The 22,265-nt window shown below is 44.1% G+C and carries 18 protein-coding genes; 11 read left to right on the forward strand and 7 right to left on the reverse strand.

The window, feature by feature from the left end:
• The first annotated feature begins 45 nt into the window (after positions 1 to 45).
• From B9Z54_RS13280 to B9Z54_RS13305, 6 genes are all read left to right on the forward strand, one after another.
• Positions 46 to 1,827, forward strand: a complete 1,782-nt coding sequence (locus B9Z54_RS13280; RefSeq protein ID WP_113928857.1) for a glycoside hydrolase family 66 protein — start codon at positions 46 to 48, stop codon at positions 1,825 to 1,827.
• A 45-nt stretch (positions 1,828 to 1,872) separates the two neighbouring features.
• Positions 1,873 to 2,118, forward strand: coding sequence for a hypothetical protein (locus tag B9Z54_RS13285; protein WP_162785206.1), 246 nt, complete (start codon positions 1,873 to 1,875; stop codon positions 2,116 to 2,118).
• Between the two features lie 390 nt (positions 2,119 to 2,508).
• Positions 2,509 to 4,299, forward strand: a complete 1,791-nt coding sequence (locus tag B9Z54_RS13290) for a cache domain-containing sensor histidine kinase (RefSeq protein ID WP_113928859.1) — start codon at positions 2,509 to 2,511, stop codon at positions 4,297 to 4,299.
• The gene (locus tag B9Z54_RS13295; protein ID WP_113928860.1) at positions 4,292 to 5,827 is read left to right on the forward strand and encodes a response regulator transcription factor; all 1,536 of its coding nucleotides are present in this window, start codon (positions 4,292 to 4,294) and stop codon (positions 5,825 to 5,827) included. The genes B9Z54_RS13290 and B9Z54_RS13295 overlap by 8 nt, the downstream gene beginning before the upstream one ends.
• Positions 5,817 to 7,121 carry an extracellular solute-binding protein gene (locus B9Z54_RS13300; protein WP_113928861.1) on the forward strand — a complete coding sequence of 435 codons (1,305 nt, stop codon included), beginning with the start codon at positions 5,817 to 5,819 and terminating at the stop codon, positions 7,119 to 7,121. Before B9Z54_RS13295 ends, B9Z54_RS13300 begins: the two co-directional genes overlap by 11 nt.
• Positions 7,118 to 8,794: a glycoside hydrolase family 13 protein gene (locus B9Z54_RS13305; protein ID WP_113928862.1), complete on the forward strand. Its 1,677-nt coding sequence runs from the start codon at positions 7,118 to 7,120 to the stop codon at positions 8,792 to 8,794. The genes B9Z54_RS13300 and B9Z54_RS13305 overlap by 4 nt, the downstream gene beginning before the upstream one ends.
• 183 nt (positions 8,795 to 8,977) lie before the next feature.
• On the opposite strand, the gene B9Z54_RS13310 is transcribed toward B9Z54_RS13305, so the two are convergent.
• The 5 genes from B9Z54_RS13310 to B9Z54_RS13330 all read right to left on the reverse strand — a co-directional run bounded on the left by B9Z54_RS13310 (position 8,978) and on the right by B9Z54_RS13330 (position 11,677).
• Entirely contained in the window at positions 8,978 to 9,460 is a 483-nt protein-coding gene (locus B9Z54_RS13310; protein WP_113928863.1) for an AraC family transcriptional regulator, read from the reverse strand.
• 167 nt (positions 9,461 to 9,627) lie between these two features.
• Positions 9,628 to 9,927 (reverse strand): hypothetical protein, encoded by a 300-nt coding sequence (locus B9Z54_RS13315; protein WP_113928864.1) that lies wholly within the window; start codon positions 9,925 to 9,927, stop codon positions 9,628 to 9,630.
• Positions 9,928 to 9,993: 66 nt separating this feature from the next.
• The gene (locus tag B9Z54_RS13320; protein WP_148954680.1) at positions 9,994 to 10,260 is read right to left on the reverse strand and encodes a hypothetical protein; all 267 of its coding nucleotides are present in this window, start codon (positions 10,258 to 10,260) and stop codon (positions 9,994 to 9,996) included.
• Positions 10,261 to 10,447: 187 nt separating this feature from the next.
• A complete protein-coding gene (locus B9Z54_RS13325) occupies positions 10,448 to 11,047 on the reverse strand; it encodes a DUF3139 domain-containing protein (protein ID WP_205207712.1) in 600 nt (199 codons plus the stop codon).
• A 402-nt stretch (positions 11,048 to 11,449) separates the two neighbouring features.
• Positions 11,450 to 11,677: a hypothetical protein gene (locus tag B9Z54_RS13330; RefSeq protein WP_113928867.1), complete on the reverse strand. Its 228-nt coding sequence runs from the start codon at positions 11,675 to 11,677 to the stop codon at positions 11,450 to 11,452.
• Positions 11,678 to 13,175: 1,498 nt separating this feature from the next.
• Between B9Z54_RS13330 and B9Z54_RS13335 the strand changes: the two genes are divergently transcribed.
• The 5 genes from B9Z54_RS13335 to B9Z54_RS13355 all read left to right on the forward strand — a co-directional run bounded on the left by B9Z54_RS13335 (position 13,176) and on the right by B9Z54_RS13355 (position 21,270).
• Positions 13,176 to 14,240 carry a Gfo/Idh/MocA family protein gene (locus tag B9Z54_RS13335; protein WP_113928868.1) on the forward strand — a complete coding sequence of 355 codons (1,065 nt, stop codon included), beginning with the start codon at positions 13,176 to 13,178 and terminating at the stop codon, positions 14,238 to 14,240.
• Between the two features lie 15 nt (positions 14,241 to 14,255).
• The gene (locus tag B9Z54_RS13340) at positions 14,256 to 15,365 is read left to right on the forward strand and encodes a Gfo/Idh/MocA family protein (RefSeq protein WP_113928869.1); all 1,110 of its coding nucleotides are present in this window, start codon (positions 14,256 to 14,258) and stop codon (positions 15,363 to 15,365) included.
• A 21-nt stretch (positions 15,366 to 15,386) separates the two neighbouring features.
• On the forward strand, positions 15,387 to 16,106 hold the full coding sequence (locus B9Z54_RS13345; RefSeq protein ID WP_113928870.1) for a ThuA domain-containing protein: 720 nt from the start codon (positions 15,387 to 15,389) through the stop codon (positions 16,104 to 16,106).
• An 863-nt stretch (positions 16,107 to 16,969) separates the two neighbouring features.
• Entirely contained in the window at positions 16,970 to 19,396 is a 2,427-nt protein-coding gene (locus B9Z54_RS13350) for a glycoside hydrolase family 66 protein (RefSeq protein ID WP_113928871.1), read from the forward strand.
• A complete protein-coding gene (locus B9Z54_RS13355; RefSeq protein WP_113928872.1) occupies positions 19,396 to 21,270 on the forward strand; it encodes a glycoside hydrolase family 66 protein in 1,875 nt (624 codons plus the stop codon). The genes B9Z54_RS13350 and B9Z54_RS13355 overlap by 1 nt, the downstream gene beginning before the upstream one ends.
• A gap of 74 nt (positions 21,271 to 21,344) precedes the next feature.
• Here B9Z54_RS13355 and B9Z54_RS13360 read toward each other — a convergent pair whose 3' ends face one another.
• Positions 21,345 to 21,743 (reverse strand): retropepsin-like aspartic protease, encoded by a 399-nt coding sequence (locus tag B9Z54_RS13360; protein WP_205207713.1) that lies wholly within the window; start codon positions 21,741 to 21,743, stop codon positions 21,345 to 21,347.
• Complete coding sequence (locus tag B9Z54_RS13365) at positions 21,743 to 22,000, reverse strand: hypothetical protein (protein ID WP_113928873.1); 258 nt, start codon at positions 21,998 to 22,000, stop codon at positions 21,743 to 21,745. Before B9Z54_RS13365 ends, B9Z54_RS13360 begins: the two co-directional genes overlap by 1 nt.
• Between the last annotated feature and the right edge of the window lie 265 nt (positions 22,001 to 22,265).

The following is a 22,265-nucleotide window of genomic DNA, read 5'->3' on the forward strand; positions in this document are numbered from 1 at the left end:
TGCGAAGAGAGTCTTTTTTTAAAAAAGCAGATTAAGGAGACTTTCATGAAAAATCAAAAGAAATTAGCGTTAGTGTTAAGTGTCGGTTTGGGATTGAATGTATTGGCGGGCTGTACGTCAAATGAACCCGTGTTTCAATCCGCCACGATCGAGTCAGGAGAATGGGTGAGCTCCCTGAACACGGATAAAGCTGCTTATGCTCCTGGAGATAAAGTGAAATTCACCCTTACCCTGCAGGAAAAGGTGAAGGAAGGCAGCCTTCTTATTCAATATAAGCACCTCGACGACCAGGTGGAAGAACAGGAAGTAACATTGTCTGACTCCCAGGAAGTTACGTGGGAATGGACTCCTGATAAAGAAGACTTCAAAGGGTATATGGCTGAGGTTTATGTAAAAGAAGGGAAGGATGTCGTTGATCACCAGAATATTGCGGTCGATGTCTCATCCGACTGGAGTAAATTCCCGAGATACGGTTATCTCGCCGACTTCTTTGCGATGGAGGAAGGCGAACAGGAGGCCATTATAGACAAACTGAATCGTTTCCATCTCAATGGCATTCAATTTTATGACTGGCAGTTCAAGCATGAAAAGCCGTTAAAGATGGAAAATGGAGAGGTTGCTGAAACGTGGCCGGACATTGCCAACCGGGAAGTGTCTAAGAAAACCATCGAAAATTATATAGAGCTCGCTCATGAAAAGAACATGATGGCCATGAACTACAACTTATTATTCGGCAGCTATGAGAATTTTGAAGAAGAAGGGGTCAAAAAGGAATGGGGAATTTTCCGTGACCCTGATATGGATGACCAGGACAAGCATCCGCTTCCTGAGAACTGGGCAAGCGACATCTATTTAATGGACCCTTCCAACGAAGGCTGGCAGGAGCACTTGATCAATGCGGAGAAGGAAGTATTCGATCACCTGGATTTTGACGGCTGGCATGTCGACCAGCTTGGCGACCGCGGTGTTTTATGGAACGGACAGGGCAAAACCATTGATCTTGCCCAGACGTATGTTCCATTCCTGGAGCGTGCCAAATCTGAACTGGAAGTGGACTTTGTCATGAATGCCGTGAGCCAATATGCACAAGGGTATATTGCCTCCCAGGCACCGGTGGACTTCCTGTATTCAGAGCTTTGGGATGGCCACACAACGTATGACAGCTTGAAAAAAGTAATCGATCAAAACTCAAAGTACAGCAAAGGTGAACTCAATACAGTGCTGGCGGCTTACATGAACTATGATCTGTCCAACAGCAAGGGTGAGTTCAACGCACCTGGCGTGCTGATGACAAACTCTGTCATCTTCGCATCAGGCGGCGCCCACCTCGAACTTGGGGAGAACATGCTGTCAAAAGAATATTTCCCGCATAAAAATTTAGAAATCACGGATGAATTGAACGACCAGCTCACAAGCTATTATGACTTTACTGTAGCGTACGAAAACCTGCTTCGCGACGGCGCGGAGGAAGTTGAAAAAGAAGTAACTATAGAGGGTCAGGAAGTAACGGCTTCCCCTGAATTGGGTGCGCTTTGGAGCTTTGTTAAAAAGAAAGACAAACAAGAAATCATCCAGCTCATCAACTTCACAGATGCTGCATCGATGGAGTGGAGAGACAATGATGGTTCCCAGCCGGAGCCTTCTGTGAAAGAAGAACTGAAGGTAACCATCAAAACGGATGGAGATGTTGAGAAAGTCTGGACAGCTTCACCGGATCTCTATGAAGGTTCCGCCATGGAACTGGAATTCAAGCAGAAGGTTGATTCGCTCGAATTCACATTGCCGTCTATTAAATATTGGGATATGGTAGTGTTAGAATATAAGTAAACTTACTTTCTCTTTTGAGGACGTCGCGGGGAGTGCGGTTGATTGATGGATGCCGCTGTTCCCGGTGTCATGCCTTTGAATGGGTTGCCAGCGGGGAAAATAAGGGGAGTTTTTCCCCTTATTTTCAGATTTGTACTGATTTTGAGGGTGAATAAGGGGAGTTTTTCCCCTTATATGAAGAAAAAGCCCCTATTTTCTAGTGGTTCTAGTCAAATAAGGGGAATTTCTCCCGCTATTTCAGTGATTTTCGGTGCTTTTAATGAAATAAGGGGAGTTTTTCCCTCTATTTAGAAGAGTAACTGAAGTGTTGGCCTTGCCGGAGCAACCAGTGGGAAAATAAGCGGAATTTGTCCGGTTAAATGCCGGTTTGAGCCCAATTTATTGGTAAATAAGCGGAGTTTTTCCGCTTATCTAAGGCAGAAGTGCCTATCTGATAGTCAATTGAGTCAAATAAGCGGAATTTTTCCGTCTATTCCAGCAATTATTGGTGTTGTTTTGTAAATAAGCGGAATTTCTCCGCCTATTATAAAAAGCACAAGCGCCCGCGTCCCGCAGGAGCTCATAAGCCGGCAGCGAAGACCCATAACCGCACTCAAAACAAACCAAAAAACCCCCAGAAAATACCCTGAAAAAAGAGAATTAAGATACATTTAATACTACAGAGTAAAGAGGGATCCAGCGATGATTTACAACCTACTTAGAAAACGTCTGGCTTCAAAAGTCATCGTCACTATATTGATTGTCAGTTTGATCCCGACCGTATTTAATAGTTTGTTTTTCTATCAGTCCGCATCGGATGTGGTAAAAGAAAATGTCAGAGAATCTTCGCTGCAGATCGCTAGGCAGGCAGCAGATTCTCTTTCGTTTATTTTTTCCAATGGCAGTGATATGTCGGACCTTTTATACAGCAACGAACGGATTCAGGAAATAGTTAAGGCGGACCTGAATGATACCGCTTCACCCGCTGAAATCAAAGAAAACCAGGAGTACATGAACTCTTTCCTGAATTCGAATATCTATACCAGTTCATTTGTCCGCATCATTTATGTGCTAAAAGATGAAGGAAACAGCTGGGGAAGCGGGACGTTCTCGCCTTATAAGCTTTCCATGGTCAATATTGACAAGTCGGAGTGGGCAAAGGAGTCTGTCAAAAAAGACGGTGAGTTGGTCTGGGGCGGCCTGCAGTACGATAAGTTCAGCGGAGCGGGAGAGAATACTGCCCTCGTGCTTCCCATCACCAGAGTCATGAAGGATTTTGACAATATGGAAAATATCGCGTATGTGCAGGTCAGCCTGGATGGAAATGCGATCCTCGAAAAAATCAATCAAATTAAATTGGGGAAAACGGGCCGCTTTTTTGTGGTAAATGAATCGGCGGAAGTGATGATCGACAACGACCTGGATGAAATCGGGAAGCCTGTCCATAATGATGAACTGCGGAATTACATTAAGGGTAAGAAGCAGGAGTTTGAATTTCATCAGAACGGCGTCCATCAGTATGGCGTCATGCAGCCGATCGGCAATGGCTGGTCGATTGTCGGCATCGTCCCTGTCACTGAAATCACAGGTGAAATTGTGTCGATCCAGCGCATCATCATTTTTGCCTCTGTCATGTTCGGCATCATTGCAATCATTCTTGGCATTGCCATCGCCAAACGGGTGACAGAGCCTGTCAAAGTATTGACAAAGCAGATGAAACTGGTTGGAGAAGGAGATTTTAAAGTCCGGACAGCCGTCAGTTCGGTTGATGAAATCGGCGTGATGAGCAGCCAGTTCAATCACATGATCAATCAGGTGGATAATCTTTTGGAACAGATAAGAGAAGAGCAGCGGCAGAAGCAGGAAGCCGAGCTCAGGGCCATCAAACACAGGATCAATCCTCATTTTCTATTCAATACGCTGAGCACGATCCGCTGGCTTGTACAGTTTAAGGAAACTGAACGGGCCAACACGGCGCTGTCTTCTTTATCGAAGCTGCTGGAAGGCAATATGGGGAAAACCGGAACCTTCATATCCATCAAAGAAGAGATCGAGCTGGTTGAGAATTTCATGCTCATCCTGCAAATCCGCTATCAGCAGAACTTCTACCTGAAAACAGACTTTGAAGAGGATGTGGAAGACTTCCAAATTCCGCGTATGCTTCTTCAGCCGATTGTCGAGAATTCAATTTTTCATGGAATCGTCCCTACTGGGAAAGAAGGAACAATCGTTATATCCGGTAAAAAGGTTGAACGGGGAGTGGAGCTGGAAATCCACGATAACGGCTTGGGGATCAAGGAAGATATCCTGCAGAAATTTCAGCAGACATCAGATACATCCAGTTCCTATTTAGGGATAGGGCTCAGTCATGTGTATGACTCTGTGCGCCTTTATTTTGAAAAGGATTCGAAGGTGGAAATCACGAGTACGGAAGAAGGAACTATCGTGAAATTACTATTGCTATCGGAACCAGGGGGTGAGAATCGTGTTTAATGTAATGATTGTAGATGATGAACCGATTATCCGCTTTGGACTGAAGTCCTCCATCGATTGGGAAAAAGAGAACCTGAAGCTCGTCGGTGATTACCCGAACGGCAAACAGGCATTGGATGCCATGGAGGACACTGCGGTCGATATCCTGATCACTGACATCAAAATGCCCGTAATGGACGGCATCACACTCATGAAAAAAGCGCTGGAAAAGAATTCAAAGCTGAAAATCGTGCTGGTCAGCAGCTATAACGAATTTGAATATGTAAGAGAAGGGCTTACACACGGAGCCGTTGATTATATTTTAAAGCCGACGCTCGAGCCTGAAACCTTTTTGAAAACGGTTCAGAAATGCGTGGACAAGATTGAGGAAGAGCAGAGTATGGACAGGAAACTGGAGTATGCCAGCAGATCGACTGATGCGGCCAACAGAAGAAAAATGGAACAGGAAATCAAGCGGATTCTTTTAAAAAAGAATGAAGACGTCAAGAGCGAAAGCATCAAGGAGATGTTTGCGGATCCCCATACAATCGTTCTGTTGAAGCTGAAGGAAATCGACAGAGTCGAAGAGGATTTTGGTTTTCTATACAACAGCCTGATTTTTGAAGAAATACAAGAAAGATTTTATCAGGAAATGGATGAAGGGATCTGCTTTCTAGTCAGTGACAGCGAGCTGATCTTTCTTCTGAAGAAGACGGGTGATCCCTTATCCCTGACGCACATGGTCAAGGAGAAAATTGAAAGCGAAACGTCGATCGGCATCATCTACGGATACGATGTCGTCCAGAATGTTCAGGATCTGGTAAAAGGATATTACCGGGCCCATTCCGCGTGCAGAAGATATTTTTTCCATAGTGAGAAAGAGGTATTCAAGTACAGACCGGATCTGGCGAAGGATGTCCCGGCGATTTCAGAACAAGAGCTGGAAGGGGTCCTGCTACCCTTCGATGAGAGCAGAAGCCAGCAGTTCATTGAAGACCGGTTTGGTGTATGGAGCAGTGAAAGCATGAATCCTTCCGATATTAAAAAAGAGGCAGGGAATATCTTAAAAACCATTTTTATAAAGAAGATTGATTTGCCCCTGCTGATGGAAAAGATTGCGATCATTGAGGCTTCGGCAACTTTGGAGGAAGTCCGAAAATCCACCCTTGAAGGTCTCAAAGCCTGTGCCCAGCTGTTAGTGAATGGTGAAAGCAAGCCTCATATGGACAATGAACTTCTGGATAAAGCCCTGCACTATATACATGCCAATTATACAGAAGAACTGACGCTGCAAAATGTAGCCGACCATATTCATATCAGCCGCAATTACTTTAGTATTCTTTTCAAAAGGCTGATGGATCAGAATTTTATCGATTATGTCATTGAACTCCGGGTGAAGAAAGCGAAGGAGTTACTGAGGCAGACCTCCTTGAAGGTGTATGAAGTGGCAGCCAATGCGGGTTTCAATGATGTGAAGTATTTCAGTAAATTATTTAAAAAAGTTACGGGCCAATCTCCCGGGGATTACAGGCTGAATCATGAACAGTAAGAAAGGAACTCCGTCCATGAAGCGTTCATTGCTGCCATTGGTCATGCTGGTGCTGACGATGCAGGGCTGCATGAACCAGAATATTATTGAAGAGAACGAACCCGTCCAGATGGATACGGGGAACGCCAAGGAACAGATTGAAATCTGGCATACGTATAGTGATGAGGAGACACGGATCTTCGAGCAGGAAGTCATTCCATTGTTTGAAAAGGAGAATCCGGAGATCGATGTCAAGCCGGTTCGCCAGCCTCACAATGAGCAGCTGATGTCTGCATTGATTTCGAGGGCATCGGTCAACCGCACGCCTGATATTATCCGGATGGACATCACCTGGCTTCCGAAGTTTGCCGACCTGGAGCTTCTCTATCCTGTGAGTGAGTTCGATGACTTTAATGAAGTCAAAGATCGATTTTATTTTCCGCCATTGGAATCCAATCGTTATGGGGACGACTATTACGGCCTGCCTTTGAATACCAACACGAAAGCAGCGATTTTCAATAAGGACACCGTTGAAGAACTTGAATTGGAACAACTGCCCCGTACGATGGATAATTTGCTGAAGATTGTGGAAGAGAATCAACTGAAGATCGCTATGAATGACGTATCCCCATGGAGCAGCCTGCCTTACTTTTACGGCTTGGGCGGGAAACTGCTGAGCCCGCAATATACTCAGGCTGCAGGATACCTGGACAGCAGGGAAAGTATCGAGGCCGTAGAGAGGCTTGTGCAGCTCTATGAGAATGGAAATTTCCCTCCTGAAATCTTGAAGGGATATCCGCAAACCTGGGAAAAAATCAGGACCGGAGAGTACTTCATGATCGATGAAGGGCCATGGTTCTACAGCGTCCATTCCCTGCTTGATATTGAAGTCCTGAAGAGGCAGACCGTTTCAGCCCCATTTCCGAGCAATGAAGTATTCACATCAGTTCTCGGAGGCGAAAATGCCGTCATTACAAAGGGGTCGGAGCACCGCGAAGCCTCGTGGACATTCATCAAGTGGCTGACGACAGAGACTCCGCAGAAGCTATTACTGACTGCAGGTGTGCTGCCGACCAATACGGAAGTGGAAATGGCCAGCATCGTCGAGCAGTATCCATATTATGAAAGCTATATTGAAAGCATCAACAGAACTTTCCTCAGGCCGCCTGTACCACAGTGGAGTGAAATCAACTCGATCTACACCGAGTATTTCAGGCTGATGTTTTCAGGAGAATTGAGCGCGGAGGAAGGGTTAAAGAAAGCAGCAGAAGAGATCGATGAGCTGCTGATATATAGAGAGGATGAAGAGGAATGAATAAAAAATGGTGGAAAGAAAGTGTTGTTTATCAAATCTATCCTAGAAGCTTCATGGACAGCAATGGAGATGGAATCGGTGACCTGCAAGGAATCACCTCCAAGCTGGATTATTTAAAAGAGCTTGGCATTGATGTCATCTGGCTGTCGCCTGTTTTTAAATCCCCGAATGATGATAATGGCTATGATATCAGTGATTATCAGGACATCATGGACGAATTCGGAACGATGGCGGACTGGGAAGAATTATTGGCAGGCATCCACAGCCGCGGAATGAAATTGATGATGGACCTTGTTGTCAACCATTCTTCCGATGAGCATAACTGGTTTGTGGAATCACGCAAATCCAAGGATAACCAATACCGAGACTACTATATCTGGCGTCCGGGACAAGACGGACAGGAGCCGAATAACTGGACATCCTTCTTCAGCGGCTCAGCCTGGCAGTATGATGAAGCAACCGATGAATATTTCCTTCATCTTTTCAGTAAAAAACAGCCGGACCTGAACTGGGAAAATCCTGTGCTGAGAAATGAAATCTACGACATGATGACTTGGTGGCTGGACAAAGGCGTCGACGGCTTCCGCATGGACGTTATCAACCTGATCTCCAAAGCGGACGGACTGCCGAGCGCACCGGGTGGTAAAAAATACGATTGGGGCGGGGAGTTCTTCATGAACGGACCTCGTGTTCATGAGTATCTTCAGGAAATGAACAAGGAAGTGCTTTCGAAGTATGACATGATCACGGTCGGCGAATGCCCGGGTGCTTCTCCGCAGGATGCGGCTCAATATGCTAATGACGAAGGAACTGAGCTCAACATGATCTTCACTTTTGAGCATATGGATCTGGACTCTGGACCTGGCGGGAAATGGGATGTTAAGCCATGGAAACTGGCGGACCTGAAGGACGTTATGACCAAGTGGCAGAAGGAACTTGAAGGAAAAGGCTGGAACAGTCTGTACCTGAACAACCACGATCAGCCGCGGATGGTCTCCCGTTTCGGGAATGACAACGAATTCCGTACAGAATCGGCAAAAATGCTCGGAACCTTCCTTCACATGATGCAGGGAACTCCTTACATCTATCAAGGAGAAGAGCTGGGGATGACCAATGTTCAGTTTGACTCTCTTGAAGAGTACAACGACATCGAAATCCATAACATGTACCGAGAAAAAGTAACCGAGGGCGGCGAAGACCATGATACAATCATGAACGCCATCTACATCAAAGGCCGTGACAACGCCCGTACCCCAATGCAGTGGGACAGCAGCGAAAACGCAGGCTTCACAACCGGGACGCCGTGGCTGAAAGTGAACCCGAATTACACGGACATCAATGCAGAAAGCGCTTTGAAAGATCCTGATTCCGTTTTCCATTACTATCAGAGGCTCATCAAGCTCCGCAAAGAGCATGAGATCATCGTGTATGGAACGTACGATTTAATCCTGGAAGATGATCCAGCGATCTATGCTTACACACGTACATTGGGCAGCGAGAAACTTGTTGTGATGTGCAACTTCACGGGTGAAGAGGCAGCGTTCAATTTGCCAGAAGGCATGGAGCATACTTCCGCAGACGTGTTGATTGGGAACTATGATTCAACGGAGGAAGGTACTTTATCTTCTGTGGAGTTGAAGCCTTATGAGGCTCGGGTGTATCTTTTGAAGTGAATTTTATAGAGTGCGGGCTGTTTTTGCTCGCTTGAGGGGTGTCTAGGAGTTTTCTAGATGCCCTTTTTTTGTTTGTTTGATTTGGGTGGCTGGGGGCTTTGTTGGTGCCCTATTTTGGCAGGTTGGATGGATTTAGGGCAGCTAAGAATCTAAGAACGCTTTAGTTGCCCTGTGTTAGCTAGCTTAAGAAGCTCTATTCTTTATAGGCACAAACAAATCAACTTTACATTTCCCTTCTGGATCTTCGGCAGGGTTATTCATATTAAATTCAAGGTTATGTCTATGAAAGTCCACCTCAAAGCCGCTATCCGGCAGCCATTGTCCATACATGTATTGATAGGCATTATTTAGCTTTTCAGGCACATCATAAAATGGATACAAAGCATATTGTCCGCCATCCAGTTTTTTAAATAGCATTTCATGATGTTTCTCTTTATGGAATCCTTCAGGGATTGTAACACAAGCATCATGACGGCAATTATTACTCTCAACTAAATCAGGATTATCCAAAGAAATCCCTATGAAATTTTGTCTTGGAGGATAAAGATCATTTTTAAATGCCCAATGCATCAAACTTCCCCAATGTTCTTGGGGTTCAAAATAACTTCCAACACGCCGGATATAGGCTACTTCACTTTGTGGCAATTCCTTCACTGTGATATTCAAATTTTATCTCCTCCAAAAATTATTCCGGTTTCATCAGTTTTCTCTATCAATTGTCAAAACTCCTTCTATTTTTAAACAGACACTTGAAGATTGTTGAGTCAAAGCTCTCCGTTAGAGTGAAATCACTCTGTATTAAAATAAGGTTGTCACTTTTTCAGCAACAACCCTTACATTATTTCTTTATTTTCTCCTGAAAGATTTCTCTTTTCATTACGCTTAGATTTCAGCTCTTTTCCGGAATACCTTTTCATATCTGAGTTGTCTAAATACCTGGTCAATGAAGCTTTAAGTTCAGGATATTCTTCAATTTCTTGTGCTGGATCAGAATCTGAAGCATGGTCTATTCTTTCTGAATCACCTTCTACCTCAACAGAAACTAATTTACCACTCAAAACAAAAACCCCTGATTCTCTTCCATTTAGAGCACTAAACAATTCTTGTTTTGCCTTTTCGCTCATTGAATTCATATAGGTATCACCTCAATTCAATTAAAACAAATTTGCCTAAGAGCTCTCTAGTAGCATAAATGAGCCCTAACAATTTGATTCCTCAGCCTCAAGCAATTCACCGCTTTCATCATCTACTTGAACAGCACCAAACTCGCAGTCTTCGTCGATTTCCCATTCAACGGTGTACTTCCCCCAACCTTTGCTTACCGATTTTATCTTAATTGTATTTTGGTCTTTGTTTGTTTCTTCAGTCAGATGCTGCACAACAATTGACTCTGCTTCGGATTGAGTAATTTTAGATTCAGAATTTCCACAAGCAGCTAATGTTAAAAGTAGTAAAACAAATAACATAGGGACCATTCTTTGCATATTTTGCTCCTAGTTTAAATTAGATTTTGGAGGGACAGAGGGACAGAGGGTGAACTGTCCCAGATTCAAGGAGGAAATTGAAGGGACAAGAACCTTTCCCTCCATCCCCAATGAACTGCAGAATTTCCACCCGAGACAAGATCCCCGTTTGTTCAAGCCTATCTCATTACTAAAACTCCTTTAACGGCGGCTCACTGCTCTTTTGCCTAAAGTCTATCATTGTAATTTGGCTTGTCTCTTCTTTATACGCAAAAACATATTCCACCATTGGTTCATCTTCGAAGGTTACAAAGGAAAAATACCCGCCTGAAAAACGAGGGTCACCATCTTCATCTATGCTGACCCTTGGATAGGTTGTGATTTCTTCCTTTTCAATAAGCTCTCCGTATCCCCGTTCTTGGAGGTAAGAATAGGTATCTTCTATGATCACATTTTGTTGATAAGTTTTAAAGAAGAAAATCCCTCCTGCGACCAATATCAATAAAGTTGATGCAACAATACTCCACTTTTTCATAGGTTTTTCACTTAAGTCATTTTTGAACTCATTCCGAATTACTATCCCAATAAGCCCGCCTATGCTCAATGCAAAAAAAGTTAGCCAATCTATTCCTTTTCCTGTCCATAAACTTATGACTAATTGGATAATGAACAGACTGCCTGCAAAATAAAAACAATCCTTTAATATACCCTTAATTGTGATCTCCTCCAAAAATTCTTCAACTAACCCTTTACTGGAATAGAGGGCGGTTGCTTGTTCAATAGACGCCACCGATAGTTCAAAAAGTTCTAAATGAATTAGTGTTTAGTTCTTCTGAAATATCTATATAAACCTACGGATCCTATTACAATTAAAGCGGTCATAGAACTGCTGTAAAAAAGTGATTTAAATGTGTAACTAAGCGAATACATACTACTAACCATAGCAGAACCTAAAACAAAAATAATACCACAATCAGCAACAATCGATTTTTCATATACTTCCTTCTCTCATTAAATAGAACTCTCTTATTCAACAAAACTCCCTTTACATGAACAGAGGGCAGCTGCTTGTTTAGCAAATGCCCCCTTAACAGAACAACGCTTAAACCTAAGCGAGTAGAAAGCATCCTGAAATACTTCAACTCAAATTGAACTGTGCCTATTTTTTATCTTTACCAAATTTCAGTTCTTCTTACGTTAAGGCATTCTCAAGCTTTTCATATTGGCCCTTATGATATTGAATACCCGTGATTACGCCTTCCTCATCTGTTTGTATATTGCCGTTAATTGTAAATGTACCACTTTCATCACTTTCTTTTTTCGCATAGGATACTTCAGCAGCAAAGGTGTAATAGTCCTCGGCTTCTTCAAGTGTGATTTCCTCTGTTGCCAAAACATAATCAGGGTAAGCATATCTCAAGAATTGAGTAGCACCATTAGAATTGATAAAACCCTCTTAAAGACTTTCGCTCATATAAGGCTCGAAATTATTTTGATAGTACTCTGAAATTCTTTCGTCTCTTCTTTCCAAATCATCAGCCTCTTCGAGAAAAGCCTCCACATACTCCTCGGTAGGTCCAGTAAACGCATTTTCTAAGAAAGCTTCAATGTTTTGTTCAGCAGCACTTTGGGTTCCGGCCTCTTCTGAGTTGTCCCCTGAGGTTTCGGAGTTTGTACACAGTGTCTAAAAGTAGAATTCCCACTAATATCAATGGCTGAAAGTGTTTTTGATTTTAATAATTTAGTACCACCCTTTCAATTATTCTTATACTCTATATACGAGACAGGACTATGATTAGTTTCAAAGTTGCTGCAATTCTGTAATTTCAAGGTGCGCCCCTATTCTCTTCGGCTAACATGCTCCTTTAATGGAGGAGCAGAAAATAGTTCGCAGTATATTGCAAACGCCAGTGTCTAATTTAACCCTCATTGTCATTATTTAGTTTCTTGTTTGCATTCTCCAGATCCTCGGTTGATTTTGACCAATAACCAATCGCCAACCACGATACTATTGTGAGGATGGAAACTGCCAAAACTGCAACAAGATTTATCAAAAATAACCCCTCCCAAAAAGTTTTAATTATTCAATAATCCTGCTCCTTGAATGGATAATGGAACATTATATTAACTTCAGTTTACCATAAATATTCCAATTAATCTGACTATTTGGTTGCACATTACCCTAAGAAGTAGGGTGCAGATTAGTTTGATACCTCATATAAAAAAGCAGTTCAGTTTTGTACTCCAAAAATGAACTACTTAATTGATTATCGGATGGTATTTGAATCTAAAATTATAAATTGTACAACTTCCTATACACTTTTTCCTAGTGAGATGCAATTAACTAAAAAACCTAGCAATGATTTGATTGGAACGGAAGGTGCGTGACCTTCTGCGGGACTAGCGTGACAGGTGAGACCAAGGTTACGTACCTACTGGAACGTAACCCCACAGGCGAATCCAGCTCCAGCGGCCAGCGACTAGCAGATTTCGGTCTCTCTCCTTGCGATAAGTCAACATCAACTCACTTCGTTCGTTGTGTTTACTTTATCTCATACGAGAGCCCTAAAATCTGTACGTAGCTGAACGGCCGCTTCCGCTTTTTATGAAGCCGAGGAGGCTCACCGCACGCCCCGCGGAGTCACACACCTGGAGTGGAAATCAATTTACCCTCATTTGACATCGGCTATTGATCATTTTAATGCATTTTAGAATTGTCTTTTGACTGTAAATTAACAATCATTTCGGTTACTTATTAGAAGTATGTATCTCAAAACAGAACCCGTTATATATCGACTGCCATTTTCCGGAATAAGTGCTTTATATTCCTGAGAAGGTGTCTTAAGTTAAGCGTTTACATTTTCCGTGTTCTACTCCTCCAGTGTTCACTTTACAATGAAGTAAAAGGGGGAAAGAACATGATTAAAAATAGAGTAGTGAAGGTTGGCTTGATTGGCCTTGGGGACATGGCGAATGCCCACAGGACCATGATTTCCGAATTGGATGAACTGAAGCTGAGTGCCCTTTGCGATGTCAATGAAGACCTCCTTAATAAAATCGGGGACATTGAGAACGTCGCAGTGGAAAAGCGCTTTAACAATATGGAAGCCCTTATTTCTGACGGCGATGTAGATGCGGTGATTTCGATTGTTCCTAACCATCTTCACGCCAGGGTGCTGGAGCTGTGCATTCAATATCAGAAGCCAATCCTGGCGGAGAAGCCGTTCACATTGAATTTTGAAGAAGCCGAATACTTAAAGTCTCTATATGAAAAACAGCCAATCCCCTGCATGGTCGGATTTTCTTATCGCTATACACCTTCATTCCGTTATGCGAAAGAGCTCATTCAAGAAGGCAAAATTGGGAAGGTAAAGCATATCTCGGTCCGTTATCTGCAGTCATTCGGTGCGCCGATTTATGATGTTCCTTTTCTGTGGAGATTTGATAAAGCGGTTACAGGAACAGGAGCGCTTGGGGATCTTGGTGCCCACATGATCGATCTTGCCCGCTTCATGATTGGTGAGTTCACTTCTGTGTCCGCGATGGTGGATACCTTTGTACATGAGAGGAAAAATCCTGTCAGCGGGGAGATGCAGAAAGTCGATGTCGATGATTATGCGAGCTTCCTGGCTGTTCTGGACAATTCCATTCCTGGTAATTTTGTTACGACGAGAAACGCGATCGGTTCGGGCAATCAGCATGAAATCACTGTTTATGGAGATTTCGGGACGATTCATGCGAGCTGTGAAAGACCTTATGAAATCGATGTCTGCATCATTGAAGACAAAGAAGTTCAATCCAGCTTCGAAACAAAACCGGTTTCAGAGAGCTACAAGAGACAGCAGCTGGAGGATTTCGCTGATTTGATCTTGGGCAAGAAGCAGGAGGGAACACCTGAATTCTTTGATGGCTACCAAAACCAGAAAGTTCTTGAGCGGATCATTGAATCGGCGGAAAGCGGACGCACCGTACTGATTGATTAAGGAAGGAGCCAGGAGATGAGTAATAACAAATTGAAAATCGGTATCGCCGGGGCCGGATCCTTCACGGAGCTATGGTACCTCCCGGCTCTGGAAAAGCATCCGGATGTTGAACTGACGGCGATTTGCAGTCCGAGCGGCATAAGTGCTGAAAGGCTGGCTGAAAAATATGAGATTCAACGATGCTATCAATCTTATATAGAGATGCTTGATGCGGAACAGCTGGACGGGCTGTGTATCGTGACGCCCAATCAATCTCACAGCGAGATAGCGCTAGAAGCGAGCCGCAGGGGGATCCATATCCTCTGTGAAAAGCCGCTGGCCATGAACCGGGATGAGGCTCGTGTGATGCTGGAGGAAGCTGATAAAAATGGAATCCTTCACGCCATTAATTTTACATACCGCGAGAACCCTGCCGTGAAAAAATTGAAGGAACTGCTGGCTGAAAATCAAATTGGCGAAATCTATGAAGGTCGTTTTCACTATACAGCCTGCTATGGGCTTTCCGGTCCTCCGGGCTGGCGGGGAACAAGGTCCAAAGGCGGCGGTGGCGGCGTGCTCGCCGACTTGGGGTCCCATTTGATCGACATGGTGCAATATGTTTTGAAGGAAGAAATCGCCAGTGTGCAATCATCGCTATCTTATCTGCATGAAGGAAAGTTGAAAAGAATCAAGGATATGGGGGACGCGGACCAGTCGGTCGACTCTGCTATGTTCAATTCAGGATTTCCCTCCGGAATTCATGCTTCCTTTTTTACAAGCTGGATTTCACCTCAGGGAAACCGGAACCAGACGATCGAGTTAACTTTTTACGGAAGCGAAGGAGCCATACAACTGCTTTCCAGTGAACTCGGCATCAAGCTGCAGATTGCCCTCGGAAATGAACCATGGACGGAAGTGGAGCTGGACTCTGTCTGGAAATGGGAAGAGGATGCAGAGCCGGAAGAAGACCGATTCCGTCCATGGCGCCTAACTGAAACCAATGAAATCTGGAAGTGGGCAGATTCTATTAAAAATGGCCCTGCAGCGGACTATCCCGACTTTGCAGATGGATATTCCGTGCAGAAGGTGATTGATGCTGTCCTGGAGTCAGCGATTCACGGGAAAGAAATTTTAATAGAAAAATAGACTAATAGAGGAGTGGTCAACATGATCAAAGTGACAATTTGGAACGAAAACCGCCATGAACAGACGAACCCTGATGTGAAGGAAATCTACCCTGATGGAATCCACAATGCGATTGCCGGTTTTTTAAAAGAGGATTTCGAAGTAACGACTGCCACACTGGATGAGCCGGAGCATGGTTTGACAGAAGAAGTATTGAACAACACGGATGTCTTGATCTGGTGGGGCCATCTGGCTCATGATGACGTCCAGGATGAGATCGTTGAAAGAGTGAGAAATCGTGTCCTTGACGGCATGGGCTTCATTCCTTTGCACTCTGCTCATGGAAGCAAGATTTTTCATGTGCTGATGGGAACAAGAACGGGCGAATTGAAATGGCGTGAAGCGGATGACACCGAAAGACTGTGGGTCGTCGACGAAAGCCATCCGATTGTCGATGGTCTGCCAGATATGATCGAAATTGAAAAAGAAGAAATGTACGGCGAAAGATTCGGCATCCCGCAGCCCGAAGAACTGATCTTCATCAGCTGGTTCTCAGGCGGAGAAGTATTCCGTAGCGGCTGCACCTATAAGCGCGGAAAAGGAAAGATCTTCTACTTCCGCCCGGGACACGAAACCTACCCGACCTATTATCAAAAAGAAATCCAGCAGGTCATTCACAACGCAGTGAAGTGGGCAGCACCGAATCAGCGCAGCCCGAAGATCCACTTAGGAAACGTGGAGCCTTTGGAAGCAATTAAATAAAAGGAGAGAGGCTGTTGGGACTTTGGTTCTGCAGCCTTTTGGCGTTTTATTGAATTACCTCTAAGAGTACTGTTTGTTGGGGTAGAGACCCAATGGCGATGAAAATGTCTAAAATGGAGAAATCCAAGTATAGTAGGGTGTTTAAGAGCTAATCACCCTATTAAAATGGAGAAATCCAGTTATAGTAGGGTGTTTAAGAGCTAATCACCCTACTAAAATGGAGAAATCCAGTTATAGTATAGTGTTTAAGAGCTAATCACCCTACTAAAATGGAGAAATCCAGTTATAGTATAGTGTTTAAGAGCTAATCACCCTATTAAAATGGAGAAATCCAGTTATAGTAGGGTGTTTAAGAGCTAATCACCCTACTAAAATGGAGAAATCCAGTTATAGTAGGGTGTTTAAGAGCTAATCACCCTATTAAAATGGAGAAATCCAGTTATAGTAGGGTGTTTAAGAGCTAATCACCCTACTAAAATGGAGAAATCCAATTGTAGTATAGTGATTAGGAGCAAAACACCCTATTATAAATAAGAAATCCAGTTTTAGCAGGCAGTTCCCACCCCAATCACCCCCACCCTCAAAGCACAGAGCCAGGCATTTCCCTCCAGCAACTCTCCAAAGCCAAAAGGCCCAAGACTATAGGGCTGGCAAGCAAAAAAGCACCAAGCAAAGCAAAAGTTTTGGTGTCTTATATCTCTATAACAGAAAAAATAACACCATCCTAAACCCACGAAGAATCCCCTGTGAGTCTATATATTCGAAAATTCAAACAAAGGACACCTTCAGAGTAATGAAAACGGTTACATAAGAATTCTCCATAGAGGACAATAAAAGTATCGAAGATTTCAAGGAGGAAATGTATGAAGAAGAGTTCATTCCGCAAAACGACTTTACCGTTAGCCAGTCTGGTGGCTGTCAATCTTGCCTTCGCTTCCATGACGCTCACCCCTGTAACAGAGGCGAAGACGAACAACCCCCACGCCGCAGCGCAAGCGCAGCATAAGGCCAAGCTTCCGGCTGAACCTATCACCGCCTTTTTGGTCGATAAAGCCAGATACAACCCGAAAGAAAAAGTAAAAATGTCACTTCTGTTTGACACGACGAAGGATTGGAAAGGAAAACTGAACCTCGAAGTCTATCACTTGAATGAGAAAGTGGCAGAGGGAAAAAAGAATATTAAGGTGAAAAAAGGATTAAAAGGGATCGAGATCGAATGGACACCGCCGAAAGAGGATTTCCGTGGATATCTTGTGAAGGCTTCCATAAAAGGTTCCGATCAGGTAGTGACCGCAGCGATTGATGTTTCCAGTGACTGGACCCAGTTTCCTCGTTATGGGTATGCGACTGAGTTTCCTCAAGAATCCAAGGCGGATAGTGAGAAAAAGATGAAGGAACTGACGCAGGAATATTATCTGAACGGGTTCCAATTTTATGACTGGATGTGGCGCCATGATGTGTCCGTCTACTCTAAAACGGACAGCGAAGGAAACCCTCTCCGTGATGAGGATGGAACTTTTATCTCAGAAGAAATTACGAAAGAAACGGCCTATGATGATTTGCTGGGGAGAGAGTTATTCCCACTGACGGTCAAGCAGCAGGTCAAAGCGGCGCAGAAGTACAATGCGGCTGCGATGGCTTATCAAATGAACTATGCGGCAAGGGAAAACTATGAAGCCTTCGGAGTGAAGAAAGAGTGGGGGCTGTACAGAAAGAATGCGGAATTCCCGAATCCGTCCCTCAATGATCAGGAAGGCTTTTACTTTGACTGGGTAGATCCGCCGACTGGATTGTATCTTCAGGACCCGGGGAATACGGAATGGCAGGACTACCTCAATAAAGAATTTGCCAGGGGAGTCAATGATTTCGGTTTTGATGGGATGCACCTCGATCAATGGGGCTTCCATGACAATGATTATCTATATGATTATGAAGGAAATGAGCGTTATTTTTCAAGAGACTATGATTCTCTCATCAATTCGGTCAAAGATTCACTCGTTGATAATGATAAAAAGAAGAACTTTGTTACCTTCAATATGGTGGGAGGAAATGAAGGGTACCAGGATGTTCCGAAAACGACTACCAAGACGGACTTCGACTACAGCGAGATCTGGCAGGATAAAGACAATTATCGCGATCTCTTGAAAATCGTCGAGGAAACCAGGGAAACCAATGGCGGGAAAGCAGTCGTGATTGCAGGGTACATGAACTACAAGCAGGCGACGGGCACTCACTATGAGGTTTCTGATGTGCAGGGAATTCCGAAAGCTGATCAATTTTTCTCCAGGATCGGAAAGACTGCCGGCTGGGTCGGTGATTTTGGTAAAAAAGACGAAGACCAGATCATCTGGACTGTTGATGTGCCAACAGCAGGCACCTATTCGCTCTACCTTAAATACGGCCATGATAACGGAGAAAGCCCGAATGGCAAGCTGACAGTCAACAATTCTGAAGCCGTGCCGTCTATCGATTTTAATGAAAAAACAGGATGGGGCAATCCGGTTGCAGCCAAGTCTTATGAAGTGGAACTGCAGGCAGGAACGAATGACATCATGCTGAGTTTGAATTCGAATAATCTTTGGCTGAATGTCGACAGCATTTCCCTTGAGAAAGCTGATTTTAAAAAGGAATATGAAGCGGAAGATGCGGAGCTGGTCAGCTGTAAAGTCGACAAGCATGGCCATGTGTTTAATTTTGAAACAGACGGCGATTTCATTGAATTTGATGTGAATGTAAAAGAAGCAGGAACCTATCCGATCAGCTTCCAGTACGGAGTTGAACGTACGGCTGTCTCCCGGAATGTTTATGTGAACGGAGAACTCGCCAAGGACCAGGTCCAGATGGCATCAACGGGCGGATGGGAGAACTTCCAGCCGACAGCAGATATCCAAGTGCCTTTAAAAGCAGGAGCTAATAAAGTTGTTTTAAAAGTGGAAGATGTAAATGATACAGGAGCTAAAGTGGATTACCTGTCTGTAGGAGAGGACCGCTATCAGGCTGAAAAGGCACACAGCGGATGGGAGCCTTCACAGGAGCCGTTACTGGATATCGCAGACGGCGCGCTGACAGAGTTCAAGCAGCAAGGCGATTTCATTCGTTTTAATGCAGAAACGAGTTCAGCTAAAGAAACAGGAGTCTCCATCTTTTACAAAAACCCGGGTGAAGAAACGAAAAGAAGTATTTTCATCAACGGGAAAAAGCGGGCGTATTCACCCTGCCTCATACAGAAGGCGAAGAGTACCACAAGGCAGAGGCTGTCGTCTACCTTCCTGGAGGAACGAATGACGTAATGGTCAAAATGGAAGAAGAAACAGCAGCTGCGGCCATCACGGTCGATCAATTTAAAGTAGAGTCCTCAGTGATTGAAGCCGAGCAGGCCCAGATTGGCTGGAGTCCTGTAGTGGCGAAAACAAGTCAGGTATCCATCTCCCCGGGATACACGGACAACTTTGGAAACAGAGGGCAGCGTGTTGTTTTTAACGTGAATAATGAGAAAGAAACAGATACACTGACGTTCAAATATAGAACGGGCAATAATCCGCAAGTCAATATTTATGTGGATGGAGAGCTGATACCGGCGAACAATTCTTACGTCGACGGAAAGACCATTTCCGAAAACATCTTCAGCAGCACGCCAGGAGGCTGGGATGGCGCAATGGCGGAGAAATCCATCAAGGCTCCGGTTCCTGCCGGCAGCCATGAAGTGGTATTTGAACTGGCCTCCAACGGACAGTACATCAACCTGGACAGCATGACGGCCGGTGAAAAGGAATACCAGGTAGAGGATGCTTCGTTTGCGCCAGAAGGCCATGGCATCTCGACCACAACAGGACATGTCTACGACTTCAAGGATGAAGAAGACTTCCTGGATTTCCAAGTGAAAGCAGAAGAGGCAGGCACTTACGATCTTGTTTGGAAATACAACAATGATTCAGCCTCAAAGCGTGACGCCAAACGAAGTGTCTATATCAATGGAGAAAGAATTCAGGATGTCACTTTCCCTTCAAGCAATGGATGGACTGAACTTGAGATGAAGGACATTTCATTAAAAGAAGGAATCAATTCCATTAAACTAGCGGTGGAAAATATCGATGACGATGGAGTGAAGCTGGATTATCTGCAGGTCGGGGAAGAAAAGTGGCATGCAGAGTCAGTCAACACCCTTGCGCCTATGCACATCTATAAGGATACCCTGCTCAACTTCGGCCATGTCGGTGATGAAGTCACGTTCAATGTCGACCTCGAGGAAAAAGGCGAAACGAGCTTCATCTTCACCTACGCCAACGCCGGAGCGGAGACGGCAAGAACCGTCCTGGTGGATGGAAAACCTGTTCTGGACGATAACGGAAAACCATACACAGTTGCGTTCAAAGGCACAGGAAACAAGGATTCCTACAGTGAGGATGGATATATTGTCCTGCCGGATATGACAGAAGGCCAGCACACCATCACCCTGAAACAGGAAGAAGGACAAAAAGGATCGATCGATTTGCGAAGAATGACAATCGGCTTGTTCGATGAACCTGCCGTCCGCCTGATGGATGCCGGACTCGCTGCAATGGGAGCGACGCATATCGAAATCGGTACCGCCGAAAATTACGAAGAAGGCCCGAATATGCTGGCGCACGAGTACTACCCGAACCGCAGCAAAAAAATGAGTGCTTCCCTGAAAGATTCCATGAAGGACTACTATAAATTCTTTGCTGCCTACGAGAATCTTCTTTTTGACAGTAAAGAAACAGACAAAAAAGTTGTTATCGAAAAAAGTAACGAAGAGGTAAAAACAAGCGCTAACGGCGAGCAGAACAGCATCTGGACCATCGCCAGAGAGAACAAGGATAACAAAGGTTTCGAGGATTATGAACTCCTCCACCTGATCAACCTTCTCCATAATGATTCCAATTGGAGAAACGCCGCCGCGAAACCTCAGAAACAGGAAGACATGAAGGTTCGCTATCACATCGGCAAAACCAAGAAAGACCTGCGTGACTTGCGTGTCTATGCAGCCAGCCCGGATGGAGCAGAAGGACAGCTGCAGGAAATTCCGTTCACTTGGAGTAACGATGAACTGGTGATTACCCTGCCTGAATTGGAATATTGGCAGATGATCGTCATTGATCGGGATGGAACGCAGAATAAAAAGGCTGAAAAGATTAAGTTCTGAGGAAAATCACTTAATTTCCAATCCATTAGAGGGGAAATCCCAGAAAAACCAAAAAGCAAGTATAGCAGTTTCTGCTATACTTGCTTTTTACTATTTGACTCTAATGTTAATTCATCAATATTTATAATTGCTTTCAGTTGTTGTAACAAGTCTAAACCAATAATACCATCCAAATCAAAACCATAATTCATTGCACCAATTTCTAACGCAAAATCTTCAGTGTGCATATCACCAATTCTTACTGAATCAACCGTTTTAGAATATACAAACTCCGAACCTCCAACACCGCTAATACGGTATATCTGGTCATTTTCTTCTGCTATGATTCCTATTGTCTCCGCTAAGTCAGTTGATATAACTGTACTTCCAGAGCCAGTATCAACGAGTACTCGTTGTAAATGAAGCAGTTGACCTTTAAATACCAGATCAAATTCCGTAAGCAATAAACCATCTTCAATCATTAACTTTCTCACTACCGCCTGACTCCTGCCCATTTTTTCTCAATGATATTAGGCTCCTTACGGCTGGTATGAAGGACATATAGTTCTCGTTTAGGATCTTCTATGTGAATCTCTTGATAGGCTTTCATCGCCTCGGGAGAATTAGAAAACTTTTTCAAAGGGGCAATCTCGTCTAAAATGCGCTCATTGTTCTCATTTGTATATGCCTGGACAGCTTCAATCAACACCCATTGTTCTGGAAAAGCCTGGCACACATCTTCCCACTTCATATGAGTCACCTCCTGAAATCTTTGATTACATTGTACCATGTTAAAATTAAGGGCAATAACAACAATATGGCCAAGATTATTAAAGATCAGCACCGGAGAGAAAGTTTGATTAACCGAATATAAAGGGGAAGCTCGTCTATAGAGAATCATCTAGGCATCCCGCCCGCTGCATCCGCAGTGAAATCAGCTAGAAACCCAGCCAAGGCTGGGGGAAAAACTAAAGTTAGTTTGTTTTTATTTGAAAAACTGCCACGACATTGGTGGG

The sequence above is a fragment of the Bacillus sp. P14.5 genome (assembly GCF_003316765.1).
Lineage (GTDB): Bacteria > Bacillota > Bacilli > Bacillales > Bacillaceae_B > Rossellomorea.